The 23,829-nt window shown below is 50.9% G+C and carries 20 protein-coding genes, 2 tRNA genes and 2 rRNA genes; 11 read left to right on the top strand and 13 right to left on the bottom strand.

Features of this window, described 5'->3' with window-relative positions; genetic code table 11:
- Positions 1-66 precede the first annotated feature (66 nt).
- Positions 67-633: an elongation factor P gene (efp, locus tag ACO0U8_RS18545; protein WP_056782502.1), complete on the bottom strand. Its 567-nt coding sequence runs from the start codon at positions 631-633 to the stop codon at positions 67-69.
- 37 nt (positions 634-670) lie between these two features.
- On the opposite strand from efp, the gene epmB reads away from it, so the two are divergent.
- Complete coding sequence (gene epmB / locus ACO0U8_RS18540) at positions 671-1,699, top strand: EF-P beta-lysylation protein EpmB (protein WP_183849994.1); 1,029 nt, start codon at positions 671-673, stop codon at positions 1,697-1,699.
- 80 nt (positions 1,700-1,779) lie between these two features.
- Here epmB and ACO0U8_RS18535 read toward each other — a convergent pair whose 3' ends face one another.
- The 4 genes from ACO0U8_RS18535 to ACO0U8_RS18520 form a co-directional block, all read right to left on the bottom strand.
- The gene (locus tag ACO0U8_RS18535) at positions 1,780-2,124 is read right to left on the bottom strand and encodes a DUF4156 domain-containing protein (RefSeq protein WP_122096303.1); all 345 of its coding nucleotides are present in this window, start codon (positions 2,122-2,124) and stop codon (positions 1,780-1,782) included.
- A 299-nt stretch (positions 2,125-2,423) separates the two neighbouring features.
- Positions 2,424-4,070, bottom strand: a complete 1,647-nt coding sequence (groL, locus tag ACO0U8_RS18530; RefSeq protein ID WP_056782504.1) for a chaperonin GroEL — start codon at positions 4,068-4,070, stop codon at positions 2,424-2,426.
- A 49-nt stretch (positions 4,071-4,119) separates the two neighbouring features.
- Positions 4,120-4,413: a co-chaperone GroES gene (locus ACO0U8_RS18525; RefSeq protein ID WP_009636718.1), complete on the bottom strand. Its 294-nt coding sequence runs from the start codon at positions 4,411-4,413 to the stop codon at positions 4,120-4,122.
- A 233-nt stretch (positions 4,414-4,646) separates the two neighbouring features.
- Positions 4,647-5,138, bottom strand: coding sequence for an FxsA family protein (locus ACO0U8_RS18520; protein ID WP_056782505.1), 492 nt, complete (start codon positions 5,136-5,138; stop codon positions 4,647-4,649).
- A 374-nt stretch (positions 5,139-5,512) separates the two neighbouring features.
- Here ACO0U8_RS18520 and aspA point away from each other — a divergent pair, with 374 nt between their 5' ends.
- The 7 genes from aspA to ACO0U8_RS18485 all read left to right on the top strand — a co-directional run bounded on the left by aspA (position 5,513) and on the right by ACO0U8_RS18485 (position 13,252).
- The gene (gene aspA, locus ACO0U8_RS18515) at positions 5,513-6,949 is read left to right on the top strand and encodes an aspartate ammonia-lyase (protein ID WP_056782506.1); all 1,437 of its coding nucleotides are present in this window, start codon (positions 5,513-5,515) and stop codon (positions 6,947-6,949) included.
- 135 nt (positions 6,950-7,084) lie between these two features.
- Positions 7,085-8,386, top strand: coding sequence for an anaerobic C4-dicarboxylate transporter (locus ACO0U8_RS18510; protein WP_183849990.1), 1,302 nt, complete (start codon positions 7,085-7,087; stop codon positions 8,384-8,386).
- 198 nt (positions 8,387-8,584) lie between these two features.
- On the top strand, positions 8,585-10,315 hold the full coding sequence (locus ACO0U8_RS18505; protein WP_421671405.1) for a protein-disulfide reductase DsbD: 1,731 nt from the start codon (positions 8,585-8,587) through the stop codon (positions 10,313-10,315).
- A 43-nt stretch (positions 10,316-10,358) separates the two neighbouring features.
- Positions 10,359-10,934 carry a division control transcriptional repressor DicD gene (gene dicD, locus ACO0U8_RS18500; RefSeq protein ID WP_421671404.1) on the top strand — a complete coding sequence of 192 codons (576 nt, stop codon included), beginning with the start codon at positions 10,359-10,361 and terminating at the stop codon, positions 10,932-10,934.
- A 129-nt stretch (positions 10,935-11,063) separates the two neighbouring features.
- Positions 11,064-11,139: transfer RNA gene (locus ACO0U8_RS18495), tRNA-Phe, on the top strand.
- Between the two features lie 696 nt (positions 11,140-11,835).
- Positions 11,836-12,708 (top strand): winged helix-turn-helix domain-containing protein, encoded by an 873-nt coding sequence (locus ACO0U8_RS18490; protein WP_421671403.1) that lies wholly within the window; start codon positions 11,836-11,838, stop codon positions 12,706-12,708.
- Positions 12,695-13,252 (top strand): FidL-like protein, encoded by a 558-nt coding sequence (locus tag ACO0U8_RS18485; protein WP_136377207.1) that lies wholly within the window; start codon positions 12,695-12,697, stop codon positions 13,250-13,252. The genes ACO0U8_RS18490 and ACO0U8_RS18485 overlap by 14 nt, the downstream gene beginning before the upstream one ends.
- A gap of 1 nt (position 13,253) precedes the next feature.
- Here ACO0U8_RS18485 and ACO0U8_RS18480 read toward each other — a convergent pair whose 3' ends face one another.
- The 5 genes from ACO0U8_RS18480 to ACO0U8_RS18460 form a co-directional block, all read right to left on the bottom strand.
- Positions 13,254-13,526, bottom strand: coding sequence for a helix-turn-helix domain-containing protein (locus ACO0U8_RS18480; RefSeq protein ID WP_056782512.1), 273 nt, complete (start codon positions 13,524-13,526; stop codon positions 13,254-13,256).
- Between the two features lie 25 nt (positions 13,527-13,551).
- Positions 13,552-14,523 carry a fimbrial protein gene (locus ACO0U8_RS18475; protein ID WP_122094096.1) on the bottom strand — a complete coding sequence of 324 codons (972 nt, stop codon included), beginning with the start codon at positions 14,521-14,523 and terminating at the stop codon, positions 13,552-13,554.
- A gap of 55 nt (positions 14,524-14,578) precedes the next feature.
- Positions 14,579-15,316: a fimbrial biogenesis chaperone gene (locus tag ACO0U8_RS18470; protein WP_122094098.1), complete on the bottom strand. Its 738-nt coding sequence runs from the start codon at positions 15,314-15,316 to the stop codon at positions 14,579-14,581.
- 48 nt (positions 15,317-15,364) lie between these two features.
- Positions 15,365-17,878 carry a fimbria/pilus outer membrane usher protein gene (locus ACO0U8_RS18465; protein ID WP_421671402.1) on the bottom strand — a complete coding sequence of 838 codons (2,514 nt, stop codon included), beginning with the start codon at positions 17,876-17,878 and terminating at the stop codon, positions 15,365-15,367.
- A gap of 94 nt (positions 17,879-17,972) precedes the next feature.
- The gene (locus ACO0U8_RS18460) at positions 17,973-18,557 is read right to left on the bottom strand and encodes a fimbrial protein (protein WP_421671401.1); all 585 of its coding nucleotides are present in this window, start codon (positions 18,555-18,557) and stop codon (positions 17,973-17,975) included.
- Positions 18,558-19,247: 690 nt separating this feature from the next.
- Here ACO0U8_RS18460 and acs point away from each other — a divergent pair.
- The 3 genes from acs to actP are packed head-to-tail and all read left to right on the top strand — an operon-like array spanning position 19,248 to position 23,236.
- Entirely contained in the window at positions 19,248-21,209 is a 1,962-nt protein-coding gene (acs, locus tag ACO0U8_RS18455) for an acetate--CoA ligase (protein ID WP_421671400.1), read from the top strand.
- A gap of 54 nt (positions 21,210-21,263) precedes the next feature.
- A complete protein-coding gene (locus ACO0U8_RS18450) occupies positions 21,264-21,575 on the top strand; it encodes a DUF485 domain-containing protein (protein WP_056782518.1) in 312 nt (103 codons plus the stop codon).
- Positions 21,572-23,236, top strand: a complete 1,665-nt coding sequence (gene actP / locus ACO0U8_RS18445; RefSeq protein ID WP_217202861.1) for a cation/acetate symporter ActP — start codon at positions 21,572-21,574, stop codon at positions 23,234-23,236. The genes ACO0U8_RS18450 and actP overlap by 4 nt, the downstream gene beginning before the upstream one ends.
- A gap of 193 nt (positions 23,237-23,429) precedes the next feature.
- Here actP and rrf (ACO0U8_RS18440) read toward each other — a convergent pair.
- The 3 genes from rrf (ACO0U8_RS18440) to rrf (ACO0U8_RS18430) all read right to left on the bottom strand — a co-directional run bounded on the left by rrf (ACO0U8_RS18440) (position 23,430) and on the right by rrf (ACO0U8_RS18430) (position 23,824).
- Positions 23,430-23,545 (bottom strand): 5S ribosomal RNA (gene rrf, locus ACO0U8_RS18440).
- A 37-nt stretch (positions 23,546-23,582) separates the two neighbouring features.
- Positions 23,583-23,658, bottom strand: a tRNA-Thr gene (locus tag ACO0U8_RS18435).
- 50 nt (positions 23,659-23,708) lie between these two features.
- Positions 23,709-23,824, bottom strand: a 5S ribosomal RNA gene (gene rrf, locus ACO0U8_RS18430).
- Positions 23,825-23,829 lie beyond the last annotated feature (5 nt).

Raw genomic sequence — 23,829 nt, 5'->3', positions numbered from 1 at the left:
AGGCAGGAAAGCTGCAACAGGCGTTTACCTGTGGCAGCTCTCATCCGGCAAAATAAGCAGGGAAACTTATTTAACGCGGGAAACGTATTCGCCAGAACGGGTGTCACAACGAACAATTTCACCGATCTGTACGAACAATGGCACTTTAACCACGGCACCGGTGCTCAGGGTTGCAGGCTTGCCGCCGGTACCCGCTGTATCACCTTTCAGGCCTGGATCAGTATCCACCACTTCTGCTTCGATGAAGTTTGGTGGCTGTACCGCGATAGGACGACCATCCCACAGAGTGACGATACATTCCGCATTGTCTTGCAGCCATTTAGACGCGTCAGACACGGTTTTTGCTTCAACGCCGTGTTGTTCGAAAGTCTCAGGGTGCATGAAATGGTAGAACTCACCGTCGTTGTAGAGGTAAGTCATGTTGGTATCTACCACGTCCGCGCCTTCGCAGGAGTCAGTAGATTTGAAGGTTTTTTCTACACGTGAACCGGTCAGCAGACGACGCATTTTCACGCGTGCGAAAGCCTGACCTTTGCCCGGTTTTACGAACACACTGTCTTCGATCGCGTAAGGCTCGCTTTCGAACATGATTTTAAGACCCGGACGGAAATCGTTGCTAGAATAAGTCGCCATGATGGCCCTCTAATTTTAAACTGGTATTAGCCAAAAAATGGCAAACATTGTAACCCTAAATACGCCATTTAGAGAAGATTGGTTGTATCAACTCGGCGATGTTATTACAGACCCGGATGAACTGCTTACTCTTCTGGCACTTAACGATAATGCAGAGCTGCAAAAAGGGCGTGAAGCCCGTCGTTTGTTCCCGCTACGAGTGCCCCGCGCCTTTTTGGCACGAATGAAACCGGGCGATCCGCAGGATCCTTTATTGCTTCAGGTATTAACCGCCCGCGAAGAGTTTATCGCCGCGCCGGGGTTTACCACTGACCCGCTTGATGAACAACGCAGCGTTGTTCCGGGTCTGTTGCACAAATATAGCAATCGGGCCCTGCTACTGGTGAAAGGCGGCTGCGCGGTGAATTGCCGCTACTGTTTCCGCCGTCATTTTCCGTATCAGGACAACCAGGGGAATAAAGCCAACTGGGTTCAGGCGCTGGATTATATCCGTACATGCCCCGAACTCGATGAAATTATTTTCTCTGGCGGCGATCCGCTGATGGCAAAGGATCACGAACTCGACTGGTTGATCGGCGAACTGGAAGGGATCGCGCACATTAAACGTCTGCGTATTCATACCCGTTTACCGGTCGTGATCCCAGCTCGCATTACCGATGCTTTCTGTCAGCGTCTTGAACAATCGCGTTTGCAGGTGCTGATGGTGACGCACATCAATCACGCCAACGAGATTGATGATGCGTTGCGCGCCAGTATGGCTAAGCTGAAAAAGCACGGCGTGACCCTGCTCAATCAAAGCGTATTACTGCGTGATGTGAATGATTCCGCTGAGGTGCTGGCCGCGCTGAGCAATGCGCTGTTCGACGCCGGTATTTTGCCTTACTACATCCACGTGCTGGATAAAGTCCAGGGCGCAGCACATTTCATGGTGAGCGACGACGAAGCGCGCGTCATTATGAAAGGGCTGATGAGTCAGGTGTCGGGTTATATGGTGCCGAAACTGACGCGTGAAATTGGCGGCGAGCCAAGCAAAACGATTCTGGATTTACGTCTGAAGCAGTCCTGACGACGACCAGAGAATGCAAAAAGGGATGCCCGATGGCATCCCTTTATTATTTCTAGGCGATCATAACGCGCAAGGCGCGATTATGGGCACTTATAAACCTGGCCGACCATTTTGCTGTCAACGGGTGCAAAGCTGGACAGGAAGTTCTGAGACGGGCTGTTAGCACCATAAATGGTGTTGCCGCCCATGGCTGCTGCTTTGTTACGCAGGTCGTTGGCTGCACCACGCATGGAGCTGCCGTCACCACCGGTACCTGAGAACCAGTTGCTTTGGGCACCGGTTACCTGGCCGATCAGCTGACATTCAGCGCCTGGCTTATCGTCGGTGAATTTCACCTGCTGGCCTGCAGCATCCAGTTGATGAGTGGTACTGCACCCGGCAAGCAGCGCGATAGCTGACAGGCCCAGTAACATTTTAATCCGCATCACTTTCCCCATTTGTTTTTGTAATCACATAAAGCCTATCAGAAAACACCTGGCTCTCTTAGGCATCCGTTGCCACGCATACCCAAGTTCGCGCTATCGGTAAAAATCCGAAAACCACGCAGAAACGAGTCTACACGTTAAAGGCCGGCGACAATGAGAGTTATCTTACTGAACCTGACAAAAAAGGGTCAAATAAAAAAACCCGGCCTTTTCAGACCGGGTTTCTTCAGCAGGTTAATCAGTAAACAAAAACGTCTGCTGATTTCGCCTGCCTGCGGATGAGCGCAGGGGGATGATGATTACATCATGCCGCCCATGCCGCCCATTCCACCCATACCGCCAGCGCCGCCCATATCGACTTTATCGTCTTTAGGCAGGTCGGTGATCATGCACTCAGTGGTGATCATCAGGCCAGCTACAGAAGACGCGTACTGCAGAGCAGAACGGGTCACTTTAGTTGGATCCAGGATACCCATTGCGATCATGTCGCCGTATTCTTCGGTATAAGCGTTGTAGCCGAAGCTGCCTTCGCCTGCTTTCACTTTGTTGGCGATGACAGAAGCTTCTTCGCCTGCGTTGACAACGATCTGACGCAGTGGAGATTCCATTGCGCGCAGAGCAACGCGGATACCCACGTTCTGGTCTTCGTTATCGCCTTTCAGGCCAGCCAGGGTGTGAGCAACGCGGATCAGCGCAACACCACCACCGGCAACCACGCCTTCTTCAACAGCAGCACGGGTTGCGTGCAGCGCATCTTCAACGCGGGCTTTCTTCTCTTTCATTTCAACTTCAGTCGCTGCGCCAACTTTCAGAACAGCTACGCCGCCTGCCAGTTTAGCCACACGCTCTTGCAGTTTTTCACGATCGTAATCAGAGGTCGCTTCTTCGATCTGCTGACGGATCTGAGAAACACGGCCCTGAATGGTCGCTTCTTCGCCAACACCGTCGATGATGATGGTGGTGTCTTTGTTGATCACAACACGCTTAGCCTGACCCATGTCTTCCAGCGTCGCTTTTTCCAGCTCCAGACCGATCTCTTCAGAGATAACGGTACCGCCAGTCAGGGTTGCGATGTCCTGCAGCATAGCTTTACGGCGGTCGCCGAAGCCTGGTGCTTTAACCGCAGCAACTTTCACGATGCCACGCATGGTGTTCACTACCAGAGTCGCCAGGGCTTCGCCTTCAACGTCTTCAGCAATGATCAGCAGTGGTTTACCGGCTTTCGCAACGGCTTCCAGAACTGGCAGCATTTCGCGGATGTTAGAAATCTTTTTGTCAGCCAGCAGAATGAACGGGCTTTCCAGTTCGATTGAACCGGTTTCTGGTTTGTTGATGAAGTACGGAGACAGGTAACCGCGGTCGAACTGCATACCTTCAACAACGTCCAGCTCGTCTTGCAGACCGGTGCCTTCTTCAACAGTGATGACGCCTTCTTTGCCGACTTTTTCCATCGCTTCAGCGATCAGTTTACCGACGGTTTCATCGGAGTTAGCAGAGATGGTACCCACCTGTGCAATGGCTTTAGAGTCAGAGCAAGGTACAGACAGTTTTTTCAGTTCTTCAACGGCGTGAATCACAGCTTTGTCGATACCGCGCTTCAGGTCCATCGGGTTCATGCCCGCAGCCACAGCTTTCAGGCCTTCGGTGATGATGGCTTGTGCCAGAACAGTTGCGGTAGTGGTACCGTCACCTGCTGCATCGTTCGCTTTGGACGCCACTTCTTTCACCATCTGTGCACCCATGTTCTCGAACTTGTCTTCCAGTTCGATTTCACGTGCAACGGACACGCCGTCTTTAGTGATGGTTGGTGCGCCGAAAGATTTGTCCAAAACCACGTTGCGGCCTTTAGGGCCCAGGGTCACTTTTACTGCATCAGCAAGGATGTTTACGCCACGCAACATTTTTACGCGTGCGTCATTACCGAATTTAACTTCTTTAGCTGCCATTGTTAATTTCCCTTCAATTCGTTCAGTTCAGAAAAAAGTGGGTCGAGGATCAGGCTTCTACGATTGCCAGGATGTCGCTCTCAGACATAATCAACACTTCTTCATTGTCGATTTTCTCAGCTTTCACGCCGTAGCCGTCGTTGAAAATGACGATATCGCCAACTTTCACGTCCAGCGCTTTCACTTCACCGTTTTCCAGAATGCGACCATGGCCGACAGCCAGGATTTCACCGCGGGTAGATTTACCTGCAGCGGAGCCAGTCAACACGATGCCGCCAGCGGATTTAGATTCTACTTCTTTACGCTTGACGATAACGCGGTCATGCAATGGACGAATTTTCATTGATAACTCTCCTGTGAGCGGGTCTAACTCAATTTTAGGGTTGAATGCCCGGCAGAACACTGCCCGGCCTCGTGGTTTGTTTAATGGGGGCGATACATCGCCCTTCAAGGGGAAGAAGAGAAAAAAATTTCCCTTTTTCTTTCACATTCCTGCCATTAAGACCGGCAAAAAATGCCCTTCCCCCCTGTTTTTCCTAGTCAAAAACAATTTTTTAACAATCAAGGCCACAGAGATTAGCGATCGCGGTGCTCTGTGTCGTCATCTTTTTTTAAAGAAACCAGACGCTCCGGCGTTTCATCAGTGCGCTTGAATTCGCCGTCAAAGGTATTCCCCGTTGGCGCGCTGTTACCCCAGTTGCCGCCAGAGCGGACGATATTCAGATGAGGCATCAGTTTCAGCGTCAGGCGTTTCTGGATCGGAGGCAGTAAAAGCAGCAAACCGAGGAAATCCGTAAAGAACCCGGGCACCAGCAGCAGAAAACCTGCAATCACCAGTGACACGCTTTTCACCATTTCCGCCGCCGGACTTTCGCCCACGGCCAGTTTTTGCTGTAACTGCATAAACGTTTTCATACCCTGGTTTTTCACCAGAGAGACACCCACGCAAGAGGTGAACACCACCAGCAGCAGCGTGGTAGCAACGCCGACGATTGCGGCCACCTTGATAAATAAGGTGATCTCAATGTAAGCCAGCAGAAATAATACGATTAACGGTAACCAGCGCACCGCGTTCTCCTTGTAATAAGGTTGCGGAAATTCTCAGAGAGAACATTCCGCAACCATGAATGAGGGCCCGCTCACGAACTTTGCCATCAAAGGCATACAGGCTGACTACACTGAGATGGTGCTCCATCCCAATGATTTCAAGCGCCAGACCTGATTTAATTGAGCAACTAAATGATTTGTGAGAATTCTCACAGATACAAAAATACATGCACAACAATAGGGCAGGATAGTGATCTTAGTACGTGCAATTCGTTTGAAGCAGCATATGATCGCCTTCGTTGCCAAAACAACGGTTGATCGTTTTAAATTTACCACGGTAAGTAACATAATTTTAAACATCGCATAACGCGTTTAGTACCGAAGAGAAGGTTCTCATGTCAAACACCATTCGTATCGAGGAAGACCTGCTGGGCACGCGCGAAGTCCCTGCAGACGCTTATTACGGCATTCATACCCTGCGGGCGATTGAAAACTTCTATATCAGCAACACCAAGATCAGCGATGTACCTGAATTTGTCCGTGGCATGGTAATGGTGAAAAAAGCGGCCGCTCTGGCAAACAAAGAGCTGCGCACAATTCCACGTCACATTGCCGACATCATTATTCAGGCGTGTGACGAAGTGCTTGATAAAGGTAAATGCATGGACCAGTTCCCTATCGACGTCTATCAGGGCGGCGCGGGAACCTCGGTAAATATGAACACGAATGAAGTGCTGGCGAACATCGGTCTGGAACTGATGGGACACCAGAAAGGCGATTATCAGTTCCTCAATCCCAACGATCATCTCAACAAATGCCAGTCCACTAACGATGCTTATCCGACCGGTTTTCGTATCGCCGTGTATGCCTCATTGCTGAAACTGGTCGATGCCATTTCCCAACTCGGCGACGGCTTCGAGCGTAAAGCGAAAGAGTTCGAGAACGTCATCAAAATGGGCCGTACCCAGTTACAGGATGCGGTACCGATGACGCTCGGTCAGGAATTCCACGCATTCAACGTGCTGCTGAAAGAAGAAACCCGCAACCTGATCCGCACCGGCGAGTTACTGCTGGAAGTGAACCTCGGTGCGACGGCCATCGGCACACGCCTGAATACGCCGGAAGGGTATCAGCAACTTGCCGTGGAGAAACTGGCGGAAGTCAGCAATCTGCCGTGCGTTCCGGCCGAAGACCTGATCGAAGCGACGTCTGACTGTGGCGCCTACGTCATGGTTCACAGCTCCCTGAAACGCCTGGCAGTAAAGCTTTCCAAAATCTGTAACGACCTGCGCCTGCTCTCTTCCGGCCCGCGCGCTGGCCTGAACGAAATCAACCTGCCAGAACTTCAGGCCGGTTCTTCAATCATGCCCGCCAAGGTCAACCCGGTGATCCCGGAAGTCGTTAATCAGGTGTGCTTTAAAGTCATCGGTAACGACGTCTGCGTCACTATGGCGGCAGAAGCCGGTCAGCTTCAGCTGAACGTGATGGAACCGGTGATCGGCCAGGCGATGTTTGAGTCAGTTCATATTCTGACTAACGCCTGTTACAATCTGTTGGAAAAATGCATCAACGGCATTACCGCAAATAAAGAAGTGTGTGAATTTTACGTATTCAACTCTATCGGCATCGTCACCTATCTCAACCCGTTCATCGGCCACCACAATGGCGATATTGTCGGGAAGATTTGTGCAGAAACCGGCAAGAGTGTCAGGGAAGTGGTGCTTGAGCGTGGCCTGCTGACAGAAGCAGAGCTGGACGATATTTTCTCTATAGAGAATCTTAAACACCCGGCTTATAAAGCGAAACGCTACACGGATGAAAATGAACAGTAACAGGCTCCATCACTGACCTTTTAAAGGCTCGTTGTTCTGCGGAACAGCGGGCCTTTTTACTTTGCACGACACAACAATTACATAACAAATAATTATCAATTCCTTAAGGAATACGGGAAAAATGGACGGACAACCATGTTAATCATCGAACTCATTATTGTACTGTTGGCGATCTTTCTCGGGGCGCGATTAGGCGGCATCGGGATTGGTTTCGCGGGTGGACTCGGCGTACTGGTGCTCGCCATGATCGGCGTAAAACCGGGCTCCATCCCCTTCGACGTCATCTCCATCATTATGGCTGTTATCGCCGCCATCTCGACCATGCAGGTCGCAGGCGGCATGGATTATCTGGTTCAGCAAACCGAGAAACTGCTGCGCCGCAACCCGAAACACATCACTCTGCTCGCCCCCATCGTCACCTACTTCCTGACCATCCTCGCAGGAACAGGCAACATTTCCCTCTCGGCGTTACCGGTAATTTCTGAAGTCGCCAAAGAGCAAGGCATCAAACCTTCACGTCCTTTATCCACCGCGGTGGTGGCAGCGCAAATTGCGATCACGGCGTCTCCTATTTCAGCGGCGGTGGTGTATATGTCATCGGTGATGGAAGACCATGGCGTCAGCTATCTGCACCTTCTGATGGTGATGATCCCTTCGACACTGGCGGCCGTTATCGTGATGTCTCTGATGGTCACCTGGTGCTTTGACTCCAAACTGTCTAACGATCCGGTCTATCTGAAGCGTTACGAAGAAGGGCTGGTGACGCTGCGTGGCGACAGCATTGTCGAAATCAAACCACGGGCAAAACTCTCTGTGATGTTGTTCCTGCTCGGTGTTTTATCCGTGGTCGGTTACGCGGTGATTAACAGTCCGAGCCTCGGGCTGGTCGCCACACCGCTGATGACCACCACCAGCGCGATTCTGATCATCATGCTCAGCGTGGCAACATTAATCACCCTGCTGTGCCGGGTTGATACCGATTCGATCCTGACTTCCGGCACGTTTAAAGCGGGAATGAGCGCCTGTATTTGTATCCTCGGCGTGGCGTGGTTGGGCGATACCTTCGTGCAGGCGAATCTTGGCTGGATCAAAGAAACAGCAGGCAGCATTATTCAGGCACACCCGTGGCTGCTGGCTGTGATTTTCTTCTTCAGTTCTGCGTTGCTCTATTCTCAGGCGGCGACCACCAAAGCCCTGCTGCCGATGGCACTGGCGCTGAGCGTGTCTCCGCTGACTGCCGTCGGATCGTTTGCAGCCGTTTCTGGCCTGTTTATTCTGCCGACCTACCCGACGCTCGTCGCGGCCGTGCAGATGGATGACACCGGCACCACCCGCATCGGGCGCTTCGTGTTCAACCATCCGTTCTTTATTCCAGGCACTGTGGGCGTCTTCCTGTCGGTGCTGTTCGCATTTGGCCTCGGCAGCGTTATCCTCTGACCTTAAGCGGGGGCTCCGGCCCCCGCCATCCGCTCCCCTTCTGATATTTGTAAAATATCCGCAAGACTTTCTGCTCAACGATGGCGCGGGGTATACTCATTACTCCTAATCGCGCCACGGCATGAAGCCGTCCGCATCTTCTGTCGAATCACCCAGCGGCTGAGTGTCTGCGCCGCGACAAAGAGACTTGAATTCCGCATGGATCACCGCATTTTTCGTATTTTTTTCCTGCTCTGCAGCCTGTGCATCGCGCCGCTGCAGGCTCAGGCATCATTATTCAGTCAGCCCGCAGCACCGCAGTTTGTGCCCGTGGATCAGGCGTTCAGCTTTGACTTCCAGCAGCAGGGTCACGACCTCAAGCTGAACTGGCAAATCCGTGACGGGTATTATTTATACCGCAGCAAAATTGAGCTGGAACCGAAGAACGCCGATCTCGCTGCGTTCTTCCTGCCGAAAGGGCGTGAGCATCACGATGAGTTTTTCGGTGACAGCGAAGTCTATGAAAAGGCTCTGCACATCACCGTCCCTTTGCGACAGGCCAGCGCCGACGCCACGGTACGCGTGACCTATCAGGGCTGTGCCGCTGCTGGATTTTGTTATCCGCCGGAAACCCGCGAAGTGCCGGTCAGCGAGGTGACGGATGCGCCACCCGCCAGCCCGCCGGTGATCGACGCAGCGCCTGTCGTCGCCACGCCCGCGCCGCACAGCACACCACTGCCGTTCTCGCCGCTGTGGGCGTTGTTGATTGGCATCGGCATTGCTTTTACACCTTGCGTATTACCGATGTATCCGCTGATCTCCGGCATTATTCTTGGCCGACAGCGTCCTCACAGCATGAAGCGAATTTTCATGCTGTCGCTGATTTACGTTCAGGGCATGGCGCTGACCTACACGTTGCTCGGCATGGCAGTGGCCGCTGCCGGTCTGCAATTCCAGGCCGCATTACAAAGTCCGTGGGTGCTGATTGTGCTGTCGGTGATGTTCATCGCGCTGGCACTGTCGATGTTTGGCACCTTCAGCCTGCAACTTCCTTCTTCATTACAGACCCGGCTGGCGTTGTGGAGTAATGAACAAAAAGGCGGCTCGCTGCCCGGCGTCTTTATTATGGGTGCGCTGGCCGGGCTGATTTGTTCACCCTGCACCACCGCGCCGCTGAGCGCCATTTTGTTGTATATCGCCCAGAGCGGTAATCTTCTGGCCGGTGCTGGCACGTTGTATCTGTATGCGCTGGGCATGGGCATCCCGCTGATTATCGTGACCCTGTTTGGCAACAAACTGCTGCCACGCAGCGGCCCCTGGATGAATAACGTCAAAGAAGGCTTTGGTTTTGTGATTCTGGCGCTGCCCGTTTTCCTGCTTGAGCGTGTGGTCGGTGATGTGTGGGGGCTGCGTTTATGGAGCCTGCTCGGCATCGCGTTCTTTGGCTGGGCCTTTGTGCTTTGCCTGAAAAGCCAGCGCGGCGTGTTCCGGGTCCTGCAACTGGTCTTCCTCGCGGCCGCGCTGGTGGTCAGCCGTCCGTTACAGGACTGGGCTTTTGCCCCCACCGCAAGCAGTTCCGCGCCACAACACGCACTGAGTTTTCAGAAGATCCACAACGTTGATGAACTCAATGCGGCTCTTCAGGGTGCTCAGGGCAAACGCGTGATGCTGGATTTGTATGCGGACTGGTGCGTCGCCTGCAAAGAGTTTGAAAAATATACGTTCTCTGCGCCAGACGTGCAGCATGAACTGGCGAATACCTTACTGCTTCAGGCAGATGTCACCAAAAATTCGCCGGAACAAAAGGCGTTGCTTAAACGCCTGGAAGTGCTGGGATTGCCTACGATTTTATTCTTCGGCCCTGATGGCAGAGAATTGCCGCAATCCAGGGTTACCGGATTTATGAATGCAGCGGAATTCACCGCGCATTTGCAGAAAGCCTGTCATTAAACGACACTGGTTTTTGAATGACGCGAATTGCGAGGAGGCAAACGTGCTACGCGAACAAGTTCTTGATCAAACCTTAAATATCCTGGAACAACGTGGCCTTGCAACCATGTCACTGGAGTACGTCGCTGAAAGGGTCGATGTTCCGCTCAATGAGTTACGCCGTTTCTGGCCAGATGCGCAAGCGTTGCTCTACGACAGCCTGCGCTATCACGGTGAACAAATTGACGTCTGGCGCCGCCAGCTGATGCTGGACGAGTCTCTCAGCGCATCGCAGAAGTTACTGGCCCGTTATAAAGTGCTGGATGAGCAAGTTCGCCAGCAGCGCTATCCGGGATGCCTGTTTATCGCTGCCTGCACGCTATTTCCTGACAGCGATATGCCAATTCATCAGTTAGCACAGCAACAGAAACTGGCCTCCTATGAGTACACGCTGTCGCTGCTGCAAGAGATGGGCTCCGATGATGCCGAGATGGTGGCCCAGCAGATGGAGCTGATCCTGGAGGGTTGCCTGAGCAAACTGCTGGTCAAACGTCAGCTGAACGACGTGGAAGTCGCCCGCAGGCTGGCAGAAGACGTTTTGAATATTGCACGTTGTCGCGAACATGGCGCACTTTCCTGATTTTCTGATCGGCAAAACAGGGAATTTGATAGTTTTTGAATGAAAAGCCAGCAAACAAACGCGTTTTATGTGTTTTAGATGACAAAGCCGTTGACGGCACATGCCCAATACGGTTTAATGCGCCCCGTTGCCCGGATAGCTCAGTCGGTAGAGCAAGGGATTGAAAATCCCTGTGTCCTTGGTTCGATTCCGAGTCCGGGCACCATATTTAAAGAAACCCGCCTATGGCGGGTTTTTTGCTTTCTGTGATGCGGACTCTCCATCGAACTTCGTTCGATTATTCGTCTCATACTGAGACTCACCCCTGCGGGGTCAGCGCAAGCGCTGCTCAAAGACGCTGCGCGCCTTTGTCCGAGTCCGGGCACCCTGTTTAAAGAAACCCGCCTGTGGCGGGTTTTTTGCTTTCTGAGATGCGGACTCTCCATCGAACTGCGTTCGATTATTCGTCTCATACTGAGACTCACCCCTGCGGGGTCAGCGCAAGCGCTGCTCAAAGACGCTGCGCGCCTTTGTCCGGGTCCCGCATCCTGGTTAAAGAAACCCGCCTGTGGCGGGTTTTTTGCTTTCTGAGGTTTATGGCATTTGCTCTGCGTAACAACACCATATCCCCCCGTCATGCCCTCTCCCTGGTCCTGATAAATCACGCACTACTAAAATTCCGTACGTGATTTATAGCTTTTATCACAATATCGTCCCGCCAAAAAAATATGTTATGTCGTTAAGACTTATCTCAGGTCACGTGTAAACTATTCGGACGCAATTCTATTTCATTAATAGAACGGGTTTATACTGGCTGGCCGTACTCACGGTATATAAAGGCAAATGACAACAGCATAATGGCACTTAATTACCTGATGCAGTGAAAATTCAGGATATTCAAGACAGGGAGAAAGGGATGCATATGATTTATCTGATTGAAAATCAAATAGTCTTTAATCCGGAGGATAACTCACTTTCATTACTGAGCGACGCTGAAAGTAACATCACGGTATCCAATCCTGCGCGGAGAATATTATCCCTGTTAATTGAGCAACAGGGTACCGTTGTACAGCGTGAAACATTCTTTAAAAAAGTATGGGATGACTATGGTTTGACAGCCAGTAATAATAACCTCAATCATTGCATCAGCAAATTACGTAAAGTGATTTCCACACTAGGTTATGTCGATGAATTCATCGTCACTGTGCCTAAGGTCGGTTTTATCATCAAAAAAGAAACGACTATTACGCTGCAGTCGGGGCTGGACCTGCCGCAGGAAAAAGACACTTTACTTCCGGAGGAAGCGTTCAGTGCGCCTGAACCCCCTGTCACCCTGCACGAAACGGCACCTTCAGTACCTGAAACATCAGAAGCTCAGGAGCCAACATTCGCAGCCACACATAAAGAACATCGTAAAATATACTTAATTATCAGTATCTTTACGTTGATCACTCTGACAACCTGGGGGCTGTATATTTTACACAGCGTGATGATTGATCCTAAAGCCAAGCTGTTGGTAGCTAACATCGGTGCCTGTGAACTTTACTCCACCGCGCCAGTTTCCGGGGCCAGAAAGGCGGAGTTCCTCCAACTGGCACAAACCTTTATGATGAAACAAAAAATCCTCTGCTCTCCCGGAAATATTTTCATATTTCAAAGTGAGCAATTCATTACGCCTGTTGATACAGGATCAGTTCGTGACTTTATGGCGCAGTGCAGCACTAATGAATCGCATAACATCAACATTTGCATCAGCTATTATGCAAATGACAGGACAACGCATGATCAGTTTTAAAAAATGGCCATCGCCCGGTCTGCAGAACATTCTGCTTACATTATTACTGGTTGGGTTATTGCCTGGCATAGTTATATACGGCAATTCATTGAAGAATGATAAAGCCGCCTTTCCTGTCAACACCTCCTGCCGGGGAAATATGATTGTTGACGCCCTTTATGATGATCAACGGGCACGGATGACGACATCCTTCTACTTTAGTTTTCTCGACAATAATAAAATTTTGATCTCTCTCAGCGGCACGGGGTATTTGTATGATCGCAGCGGTAAGGTGATTGAGCGAAAAACGATCCTTAGGAATATTTATTATCGTTATGTGCATGAGAGTAAATACACTAACACCTACTCACTTACCAGTACCCAAATAAATACCGACAGCGTTGATAATATGGACTGGAAGATGTCCTCGCTTTTATTGATGAACAGTTTTTTTATGGCGGGCCAGACTGACACGCTGGTGCTCAAGAAATACGATGACAACACCATGTTGATCGAGAGCAACCAGTCACCGCTGACCATGTGCGTATTTAAAAACGATCTCTGAGTTATTTGTAATACAGGTAAAGATGGAAGCCGCAGGCCTGCGCATAACGTGTCAGGGTGTTAAAGCTGGCCTGCGCCGGACGCTTTTCAAGGCGCGTGATCGCCGGAGGCGTCACGCCGAGACGCCTGGCCAGCTCGGTTTTACTTAACCCCGCATCTTCCCGCAGGGTTTGCAGCATCGCGTGAATCTGAGTTTCGGCTATGAGTTCCGGTGCCTGTGCTGAGTAAACCGGTTCTTCCAGCGCTTGCGCGCGCAGCTTGGCGGTTCTAAACATGTCGTTCTCCCTGTACTGAAATAGGTCAGTAATAGTTGATCTTGACGATCACTGACGCGTCAAACTGCCCAAGTGAAAGTGTTTTCCCGGGTATCGCGCTGAGTTTTGCTGTGAAGTTTTTGGTGACTTCATTGACGTTGTTCAGTTCAGCAAAGTTGTCATAGCGATTGAAGGTAATCGCCTGTTCTTTCTCGTTGTAAAGCATCAGCTTCGCGCCGTTCGACAGGTCAATAGCGGTGTTATCAAGTAAAGGACTGGCCGTTGAGAATTCGGCCTGAAGTGAGAAGTTATCCAGACATCCCTGCTTCACCGCCTTGATAGCAAAGGGCAGAGAAATCCCGGAGGAACGCGAAAGCGTGGTGCTTTGAATCGCGCCAAAATCAACGATCTGCGATTCCGGGTAAACCTTCAAATCTGAACCGCAGGCCAGAAAACGGATCCCCTGTAATCCCGAGAGGTTGTATTTGAGGTTTTTAGCCCCCGGTGATTTGTTGATGCCTCTGCTGCCGTCGAGCTGGAATACCGTGAACTGATCGGCCCCCTGATAATGCCCGCTGGAAGGCGCATTACCGCTGACTTTGATGTACAAGCGGAACGTGACATTCACCGTGACGTTCTGCCCTCTTTTGATGGGCGCGCTGTTGGTGCTCAGGCGCTGCTCGTTTTGCTCCAAATCCTGCCCGTTATAACTGACACCCAGCAGCAACCCTTCACCAATCGACTGGGATTTTGGGTTGAAGTAGAAATGGACGACGTCAATGATCGAGCCGAGCACATTGTCGCAATAGGCCGTCACATTAATGTCGTTCGATTCCCAAATTTTAGTGCCGACAGGTACGTTAGCGGGGATCGCCAGCTGGCCGACCGGAATGGCCGGTTTATCCACTATGCCGGTGCCTTTTTCCACGCAATCGAGCGCCAGCGCACTGCCGGAAAACAGGCACAGCAGGAGGAATAGCGTCACCCGCACCCGGACTAATTTATAAATTTCAGGCATAACTCTCCCTACCTTTCAGATAAACCGGCTCATTCACACAGAGTTCGCACTAGGGTTATTTTTTGGCATCCTTGCTGATGCGCTGACATTGCATGGCGGTACACGTGTACTGATTTATCTGCAGGCCGCCGTAGTCGTCCATATAACCGATGCTGTAAGCGGCACTGACATACTGACTGCCGGTGAGTGATTCTGTGGCAAACGGCGCCAGCATGACGCTGTCAAAACCCGGCACGTTGCCTTTGTTGTCTTTGCCCAAATACCCGACGGTGATATAGAACGGAGTGGGATTCGTCAGTTTCAGCCCGTCATTGAGACGGCTTATCTGAAGCTGCTCCTGCCAGTTGCCCTTTACCAACTTGCGTAATTCAGCAGGGCGGAAGAACAATTTCACCCGACTTTGAATCGCCACCTGCATGACGTTGGCCATCTCGCTCTTTGGCGGCACTTCTCGCACGTTAAAATAAAACAACGACTCACGGTCTTTAGGGAGTGCGGCCGCCTCGGGTAACTGCAAGATACGGATCTGACTCTTCTGACCGGCATCAATGCGTTGCATCGGCGGCAGCGCCACCAGGGGAGACGTGATTTTTTCACCCTGTGCATTCTCCAGCCAGACCTGCGCCAGATAAGGTAAATCCTTGCTCTGGTTTTCAAGCATTACGCTGACAGACTTATCACTGGCGTTATAAATGATGCGTGTCCGGTCAAGATTCACGGCGGCCAGCACCGGCTGGAGCACTCCGGTTAACATGAGTAGTGCGCCACTGAATCGTAATATCAGGTTCTTCATCCGGTCATTCCTTTGCTGATTAGCTCTGTTTCATGGTTGTTGGCGCGCTCAGGTGCACGGTAATAACACCTGGCCGCTTTGCGTTGCGGTGTCTGATGGCACCTGAATGCGGCACTGGTTTTCATCTCCCCAGCGTACGGTCAGCGATTTCTCCCCGGAAACCCCGGCCAGGTAGGCCAGCCCGCCATCGCCAATCAGCCCCGCTTCAAACCCGGAACTGTTGTCGGTGACAGAAGCTCCCAGAGGCGGATGACTGCCGTCGGCCAGACGGATCACCGCCATCAGACGTTCACCTTTGATCGCACGAATTTTGCGAAAACCAATTGCTCCTTCGGTCAGTGTCTTACTGACCACCGAGCTGTACACCTCTACGTCATCCGGTAAATGGTTTACATCAACGCGGATATCGGAGGTCTGATAACTGGATACGCCGTTCACCACGGCGATGCCGTAATCATTGGTGATCGACGCACCGTCGCTGATTGGAATACCTTTTACGCCGGTGGACACCATCATTCGCGGTTCACTGCCCGCGCTGCTTTGATGCAATGCCGCGCCAGCCGCTGTCGCCGTCATCGAGCCATACCAGTTGGCGTTCACCGACCGGTAATCATTATTTTTGACGCTGCCGTTCACACCAAACTGGCCGTAAGGCGACATGTGCTGATAGTTGGCCCGGAAGACGCCATCGCCTTTTTGCAGATCAGGGCTGCTGCCCCCTGCGCCGACGCGCCAGGTGTTATTTGGATCCTGACTGTTGTAATACGACGCGGTTTGCGAGAAACCGCCCTGCGAATCTTGTTGTGCGTCGTAGCTGACCTGTTGCCCGGAAGAGAGCGGCAGGCTGAATGACAGGAACATCTGGTTTTCATCGGTATCCCGGTATTTCAGCTTACTGGCCGAGAAGGTGGCTGAAATACCGGTGAAACGTCCGATATCAAAAATTTTGCTCACCGATACGCTGTAGTTGTTGCTTGGATTTTCGTTCCAGTAAACCTTGTGCGTGGCTGACAGATACAGGGTGATCGCCGGCCACGGCAGATACTGGTTGGCAGTCACGGTATAGGTTTGTTTATCGTCGCGGGAATAGCCGTCGCCATTCACTTTGTCGAGATACTGACTGAACGACATGAAGGTTTTTTCAGTGAAACGATAGCCGGCAAAGGTGATCTGGCTGCCCGTGGAATCAAAACGCTTCGAATAGTTGGCGCGATAACTGAACCCCGTCTGCCTGCCCGCCACCGGAACCGTTGCCGATGAACGCGTCACGTCGAAAGAGACTGCGCCCAGTTTTTGCAGATTTTGCCCGACGCCCAGTGCCTGCGCCTGATAATTACCGGTGGTCGAAATCAGCCCGCCGTATAACGAGAAATCATTCAACGCGCCCCACGACATTTCGCCGCTGTAAAAGCCTGGCTGTAAAACGCGGTTATTGTTGCCGGTTGTTGGTTTACCCATCGCGGTCTTGAAGCGCACCTGGCCCTTACGGGTCAGGAACGGAATAGTCGCGGTCGTCACCTGATAGGTTGTGACGCTGCCATTTTCCTCTTCAATCTTTACGTCCAGCGCGCCCTGCACAGCTTCTGTCAGATCCTGAACCACGAACGGCCCCGGAGAAACGTTCGTCTGATAAATCACACGGCCATTCTGACTGATACTCACTTTGGCGTTGGTTTTTGCAATACCCGTGACCTGCGGTGCATAACCGCGCAGGGATGGCGGCAGCATTCGCTGATCGCTGTTCACAGAAGCCCCGATAAAACGAAATGAATCAAAGATGTCGGAATTGAAATAAGTCTGGCCGGCGGTGAGACGTGCACCGATGGAAGGCAGCGCGCGAAACAGGTAGGTCTGCGTCCAGGTGAATTTATCGTTAGCCGGGCTGCCAGAGGTGCGTGAGGCTGAATATTGATAATCCGCGCGTGCCCGCCACGGCCCCAGATTGAATCCGGTGGTCCCGTAACTGCTGACGCTGGTCGAGCTGTCTCCTTGCTGCGGCATATATTTACTGCCCAGCAGGTTGTAATCGAGTAACGCGCCATTCACGCCCTCATCCCATTGCGAGGGTGGCACCCAGTTTTCATCATGAAAGGTTAACCAGGCCTGCGGAATGCTGATATTCAGCGTTTGTTTTTCCTGATCGTAACGCGCAGCCACTTCCTTCTGCTGATCCAGAGAAGTGCACTGGCCCTGATGCCAGAGCGTAAGTTTTTCCCGCGCAGCCGGGGTCAGATCGAATTTATCGACCAGTGATAGCGGTATGCACAAACGGCTGTTCTGGTTGTTAACAGAACTATCGTCTGTCGGAATATATTTTATGAGGCTTTGATCGCCCAGGGTACGGCCATTCAATACCACATCTAACAGGTATTCTCCGGGGGCGATGTAATTTGCAGTCTGAAAGCGTGAGAGATCGACATTATTACGATCAGCAGAATCAATAAAGTTAACGTTAAACTCTACCGCGAAGCTTTTGATTGAAATAAGGCATCCTGAGAAGAGGAAAATACATCCTGAAGTGATCCTCTTTACTGCTGACGCTCTGTCCAAGGCAAACAACATAATTACGCCACTTTTTTATTTTTATAGATCCAGCACGGAACCCCGATGCACCTGAAAATAAAGGGGAGAAAACTCCCCTTAATAAAAAAGACGATTACTTATAATTCAGCGCGTAAGTAGCCTGAGAAACGATCGTACCGGTTGAAACCGGCTGAGTATTCGCTTCCACACGCGCAGCAAAGACCAGCTCGTTGTTACCGGTGACCAGATTGATGTCTTTAGAGGTATCACCCACTTTCAGCAAGTCACCGTTGGCATCAATTAAACGGATGCCCGCGCCTTTCGCGCTGCCGGTGTTTGCCAGCAATTCAGTGGCACTGCTGTCTGGCGTACCGGCAAAGGAAACCGCCACTTTAGACATAGCCGGATACTCAACTGAACCCGCGGTTTGCGCGGTCAGGTTACAATCTTGCAGATGGATGGTGTAGTTAACGTTCTGAGAATATTTATTGCCGCTTTCCAATACTTTATTCGCGACCTGGCCCATATTGACATTAATGTCTTCATCGCCTGCAGCAATTGAGCATGGCGCATTAATCACGGTTCCGGTGAAATGAATACGGCCTGAGCCCTGGTCAGCACCCACAGGAGGCGTTCCGGTCGCATCTTCTGCAAAAGCTGAAGAAGAAATAAAGGCAGATAAAGCAATAATCAGTGTCTTGTTCTTGGCGTTAAACATAATTTGTCCTTGAGATTTTAACGGTAGTTATTAAGCCATAAGCTATTAAGCGATATTTTTCGCTGTACCGAAGAGAGCACCCCTCTCTTGCCAGATCAATATACTGATATTTGCTTTTTAACGTTATAATAATTTGCATAATGCAAATATTAAGAACTTTAGTCTTACATTAATATTTAAATCTCATCTTTATGAAGGAAAATTAACTTATAGGTAAAAATTATTAACATTAAATGTTACGCCATGAAGGCAAATCACTTCGGTTAATGTGCCAGGTTAAGCTTTATTTAACCAAATATTTACTTTTAATCTAAATTATTTTCACTTTCGAACCGGCATTGATACATTTTTGGGGTCAGATGTCGGAAAAACCTTCATGCAGGTCAAAAAACTCGCTTGTCAGGAATATTCCCTATTTCGGCAGAGATCATATTCGGCTTCTTTCTTATTTCATTATTAATGCGACTTCATGAGTAAGGATATTTTTCAGTGGTTTTTACTGCCACCGGCCATTAAAGGATCACGCTTATATTGTCTATTTATGTGGCATGTACCGCAGCGGCCTTGCCAATGTCTTGCCGGTTTAGCGCGACTTGCGTGATCTGACACCCAAAAAGCAAACAAAGGCCTGACGCAAACTACACTTAACCTTTGATTGACATATCATTAACAAATCAAAGGAGAAAAACCATGAGCCATGTTTACAAGCATCCTATTCCTGCCTCTGTTGCAGAACGTACCCTGATCACACCTGAGAAATATCAGCAGTTTTATCAACAGTCTGTAGAAGATCCGCAGGCATTCTGGGGAGAACAGGCGAAAGTTCTCGACTGGATTAAACCTTTCACAAAAGTGAAGAACACCTCTTTCGCGCCGGGAAATATCGATATTCGCTGGTTTGAGGACGGTACTCTGAATCTCGCCGCCAACTGTCTGGATCGTCATCTGGCAGAGAAAGGCGATCAGACCGCATTAATCTGGGAAGGCGATGACCCCAACGCTGAAAATAAGCACGTCACCTACAAACAACTGCATCATGACGTCTGTCAGTTCGCGAATGTGCTGAAAAATCTGGGCGTTAAGAAAGGCGACGTCGTGGCTATCTATATGCCTATGGTGCCGGAAGCGGCGGTGGCAATGCTGGCTTGTGCCCGTATTGGTGCCGTGCATTCTGTGATTTTCGCGGGCTTCTCACCGGAAGCCGTGGCGGGACGCATTGTAGATTCAAGCGCTAAAGTCGTGATCACTGCGGATGAAGGCCTGCGTGCAGGCAGAACCATTCCACTGAAACAAAACGTAGATGACGCTCTGAAAAATCCTTCCGTCACGACGGTGACTCACTCCGTTATTTTCAAACGCACCGGCAAACAGGGTGAATGGAAGGAAGGACGTGATATCTGGTGGCATGACGCGATCTCAGGCGTGCCGGCAGACTGCCCGGCCGAAGAAATGAATGCCGAAGACCCGCTGTTCATCCTCTATACCTCAGGTTCCACCGGCAAACCGAAAGGCGTGCTGCATACCACCGGCGGTTACCTTGTTTATGCCGCGCTGACCTTCAGGTACATCTTTGACTACCATGACGGCGACATTTACTGGTGTACCGCTGATGTCGGCTGGGTGACCGGCCACAGCTATTTACTCTATGGCCCGCTGGCCTGCGGGGCGATAAGCCTGATGTTCGAAGGAGTGCCAAATTATCCGACACCGGCGCGCATGGCGCAGGTTATTGATAAGCATAAAGTGAATATTCTTTATACCGCACCCACGGCAATTCGTGCACTGATGGCTGAAGGGGATAAAGCGATTGAAGGCACCAGCCGCGAATCGCTGAGGATCATGGGCTCCGTCGGGGAACCGATCAATCCGGAGGCATGGGAGTGGTATTACAAAACTATCGGGAACAGTAAGTGCCCGATTGTCGATACCTGGTGGCAAACCGAAACCGGCGGATTCATGATCACGCCGTTGCCTGGCGCGACTGAACTGAAAGCCGGTTCCGCCACGCGTCCTTTCTTCGGCGTTCAACCTGCGCTGGTGGATAACGAGGGCGTGCCTCAGGAAGGCGCTTGCGAAGGCAATCTGGTGATCACCGATTCATGGCCTGGTCAGGCACGCACTCTGTTCGGTGACCATGAACGCTTCGAGCAAACCTACTTTTCCACCTTCAAAAACATGTATTTCAGCGGAGATGGTGCCCGCCGTGATGAAGACGGTTACTACTGGATAACTGGCCGTGTGGATGATGTTCTGAACATTTCTGGCCACCGTTTGGGCACGGCAGAGATTGAATCTGCGCTTGTTTCTCATCCTAAAATTGCAGAAGCCGCAGTTGTGGGCATTCCGCACAGCATTAAAGGTCAGGCAATTTACGCATACATCACGCTGAATCATGGCGAAGAACCTTCCCCTGAGCTGTATTCGGAAGTCAGAAACTGGGTGCGAAAGGAGATTGGTTCGATTGCCACCCCGGACATTCTTCACTGGACGGATTCTTTACCAAAAACCCGTTCCGGCAAAATTATGCGACGTATTCTGCGCAAAATTGCAGCCGGTGACACAAGCAATCTGGGAGATACCTCAACGCTGGCGGATCCGGGCGTTGTCGAGAAACTGTTGGAAGAAAAACAATCAATGAAAGTGCCGTCCTAATTTTCACCGCCCTGGCGCGGTGAACTCTATCAATGCCTCAAAGGAGTCACTGAGATGAATGATCTCATTTATCAGAGAGTTGTAAGTAATCCGCGTTTCAGGGAGTTGGTGCAAAAGCGCAGCCGTTTTGCCTGGCTGCTTTCAGGTATTACCCTGGTCATGTACGTCGCCTTTATTTTATTGATCGCATTCGACCCGCAATGGCTGGGAACGCCCTTGTATGAAGGAGCCACCATTACGCGGGGCATTCCTGTCGGCGTCGGATTGATTGTGATTTCTTTCATACTCACCGGTATTTATGTTATTCGCGCAAATGGTGAATTTGACCGGCTGACAGCAGATATCGTCCGTGAGGTGCAGCCATGAGTGCTCGTCGTGGTTCCCTGCTTCTGTTGTTATCTCTGACCTTTCCTTTTAGCGTATTCGCTGCAGAAGGTATTTCCGGCGAAGTGAAGGCTCAGCCTCTCAATATTGAAGCGATTGTGATGTTCCTGCTCTTCGTTGGCGCCACGCTGTACATCACCTATTGGGCCTCCAAACGAACCCGTTCTCGTCAGGATTATTACACTGCAGGCGGTAAGATCACCGGGTTGCAGAACGGTATGGCAATTGCCGGGGACTTTATGTCTGCGGCTTCTTTCCTCGGGATCTCCGCGCTGGTGTATACCTCAGGTTACGACGGATTAATTTACTCCATCGGTTTCCTGATTGGCTGGCCGATCATTTTGTTCCTGATCGCCGAACGTCTGCGTAATTTGGGCAAATATACCTTCGCAGATGTGGCATCTTACCGCCTTAAACAGAAGCCTATCCGCGTACTTTCTGCCTGCGGTTCACTGGTTGTCGTCGCTCTGTATTTGATTGCTCAGATGGTGGGTGCCGGTAAGTTAATTCAACTCCTGTTCGGCCTGAACTATCACGTGGCTGTCGTGCTGGTTGGGATCCTGATGGTGCTCTACGTCCTCTTCGGCGGCATGCTGGCAACCACATGGGTTCAGATCATCAAAGCGATCCTGCTGTTAGCCGGTGCCACATTTATGGCCGTCATGGTCATGAAGTCCGTCAACTTTAACTTCAATACGCTCTTCACCCAGGCGGTCGCAGCCCATCCGAAAGGTATCGCGATCATGAGCCCTGGAGGGCTAGTCTCTGATCCCATATCGGCATTGTCGCTGGGTCTTGCGCTGATGTTCGGGACCGCAGGTCTGCCACACATTTTAATGCGTTTCTTCACCGTTAACGACGCCAAAGAAGCCCGTAAAAGCGTGTTCTATGCCACTGGATTTATTGGGTATTTTTACATTCTGACCTTCATTATTGGCTTTGGTGCGATAGTGCTGGTGGGGTCTAATCCGGCTTTCAAAGATGCAAGCGGCATCTTGCTTGGCGGGAACAACATGGCCGCTGTGCATCTGGCAGATGCCGTCGGTGGTAGCTTCTTCCTCGGCTTTATCTCTGCTGTCGCATTCGCCACGATCCTGGCGGTAGTCGCCGGCTTAACGCTGGCAGGTGCTTCAGCGGTATCTCATGACCTCTATGCGAGCGTAATCAAAGACGGTAAAGCAACGGAGAAAGATGAATTACGTGTGTCGAAAGTAACCGTGATTATTCTGGGTATTGTCGCTATCGGATTGGGTATTTTGTTTGAAAAACAAAATATTGCCTTCATGGTGGGATTAGCATTCTCGATTGCAGCAAGTTGCAACTTCCCGATCATCATACTCTCGATGTATTGGGCGAAACTGACAACGCGTGGAGCAATGGTTGGGGGATGGCTCGGATTACTGACGGCAGTGATCCTGATGATTCTTGGACCTACGATTTGGGTACAGATTTTGGGACATGCGAAACCAATTTATCCTTATGAGTATCCGGCATTGTTCTCCATGATCGTTGCATTTGTCGGCACCTGGTTCTTCTCGATCACCGATAATTCTCTGGAAGGACAGAAAGAAAGGGAGCGTTTTTATCCTCAATTTGTTCGTTCACAGACCGGGATCGGCATATCACAAAGCTCTAATCACTGATTTATGCTTAATAAGCGGTAAAAATACAAAAGGCCACCGACAAGGTGGCCTTTTATTTACAGATATATCTTCAACTTCCACACACTAAAAACTGCAAGTCATGGCAGAGCTTTCTCATCGTGGAGTAAATTACCTGATCACATAAAAGACAAAAGCCCCGTACTTGCGTACGGGGCTTTTGTCTTTTATTGATGCCTGGCAGTTCCCTACTCTCGCATGGGGAGACCCCACACTACCATCGGCGCTACGGCGTTTCACTTCTGAGTTCGGCATGGGGTCAGGTGGGACCACCGCGCTACTGCCGCCAGGCAAATTCTGTTAATTTACCGAACTCTACGCTTATTACTGGTGCTGATACCCAGAGTCGAACTGGGGACCTCACCCTTACCAAGGGTGCGCTCTACCAACTGAGCCATATCAGCACGCTTATTCTTATAACAATTTGCTTTAAAGCAAATCTTACTAATTTGATGCCTGGCAGTTCCCTACTCTCGCATGGGGAGACCCCACACTACCATCGGCGCTACGGCGTTTCACTTCTGAGTTCGGCATGGGGTCAGGTGGGACCACCGCGCTAGTGCCGCCAGGCAAAT

Origin of the sequence: Rahnella sp. EDr1-12 (assembly GCF_049206505.1) — a bacterium.
In the GTDB taxonomy this organism is placed as follows: domain Bacteria; phylum Pseudomonadota; class Gammaproteobacteria; order Enterobacterales; family Enterobacteriaceae; genus Rahnella; species Rahnella rivi.
The sequence above is the reverse complement of the archived record's forward strand: the minus strand, read 5'-3'. Positions and strand labels throughout refer to the sequence as shown.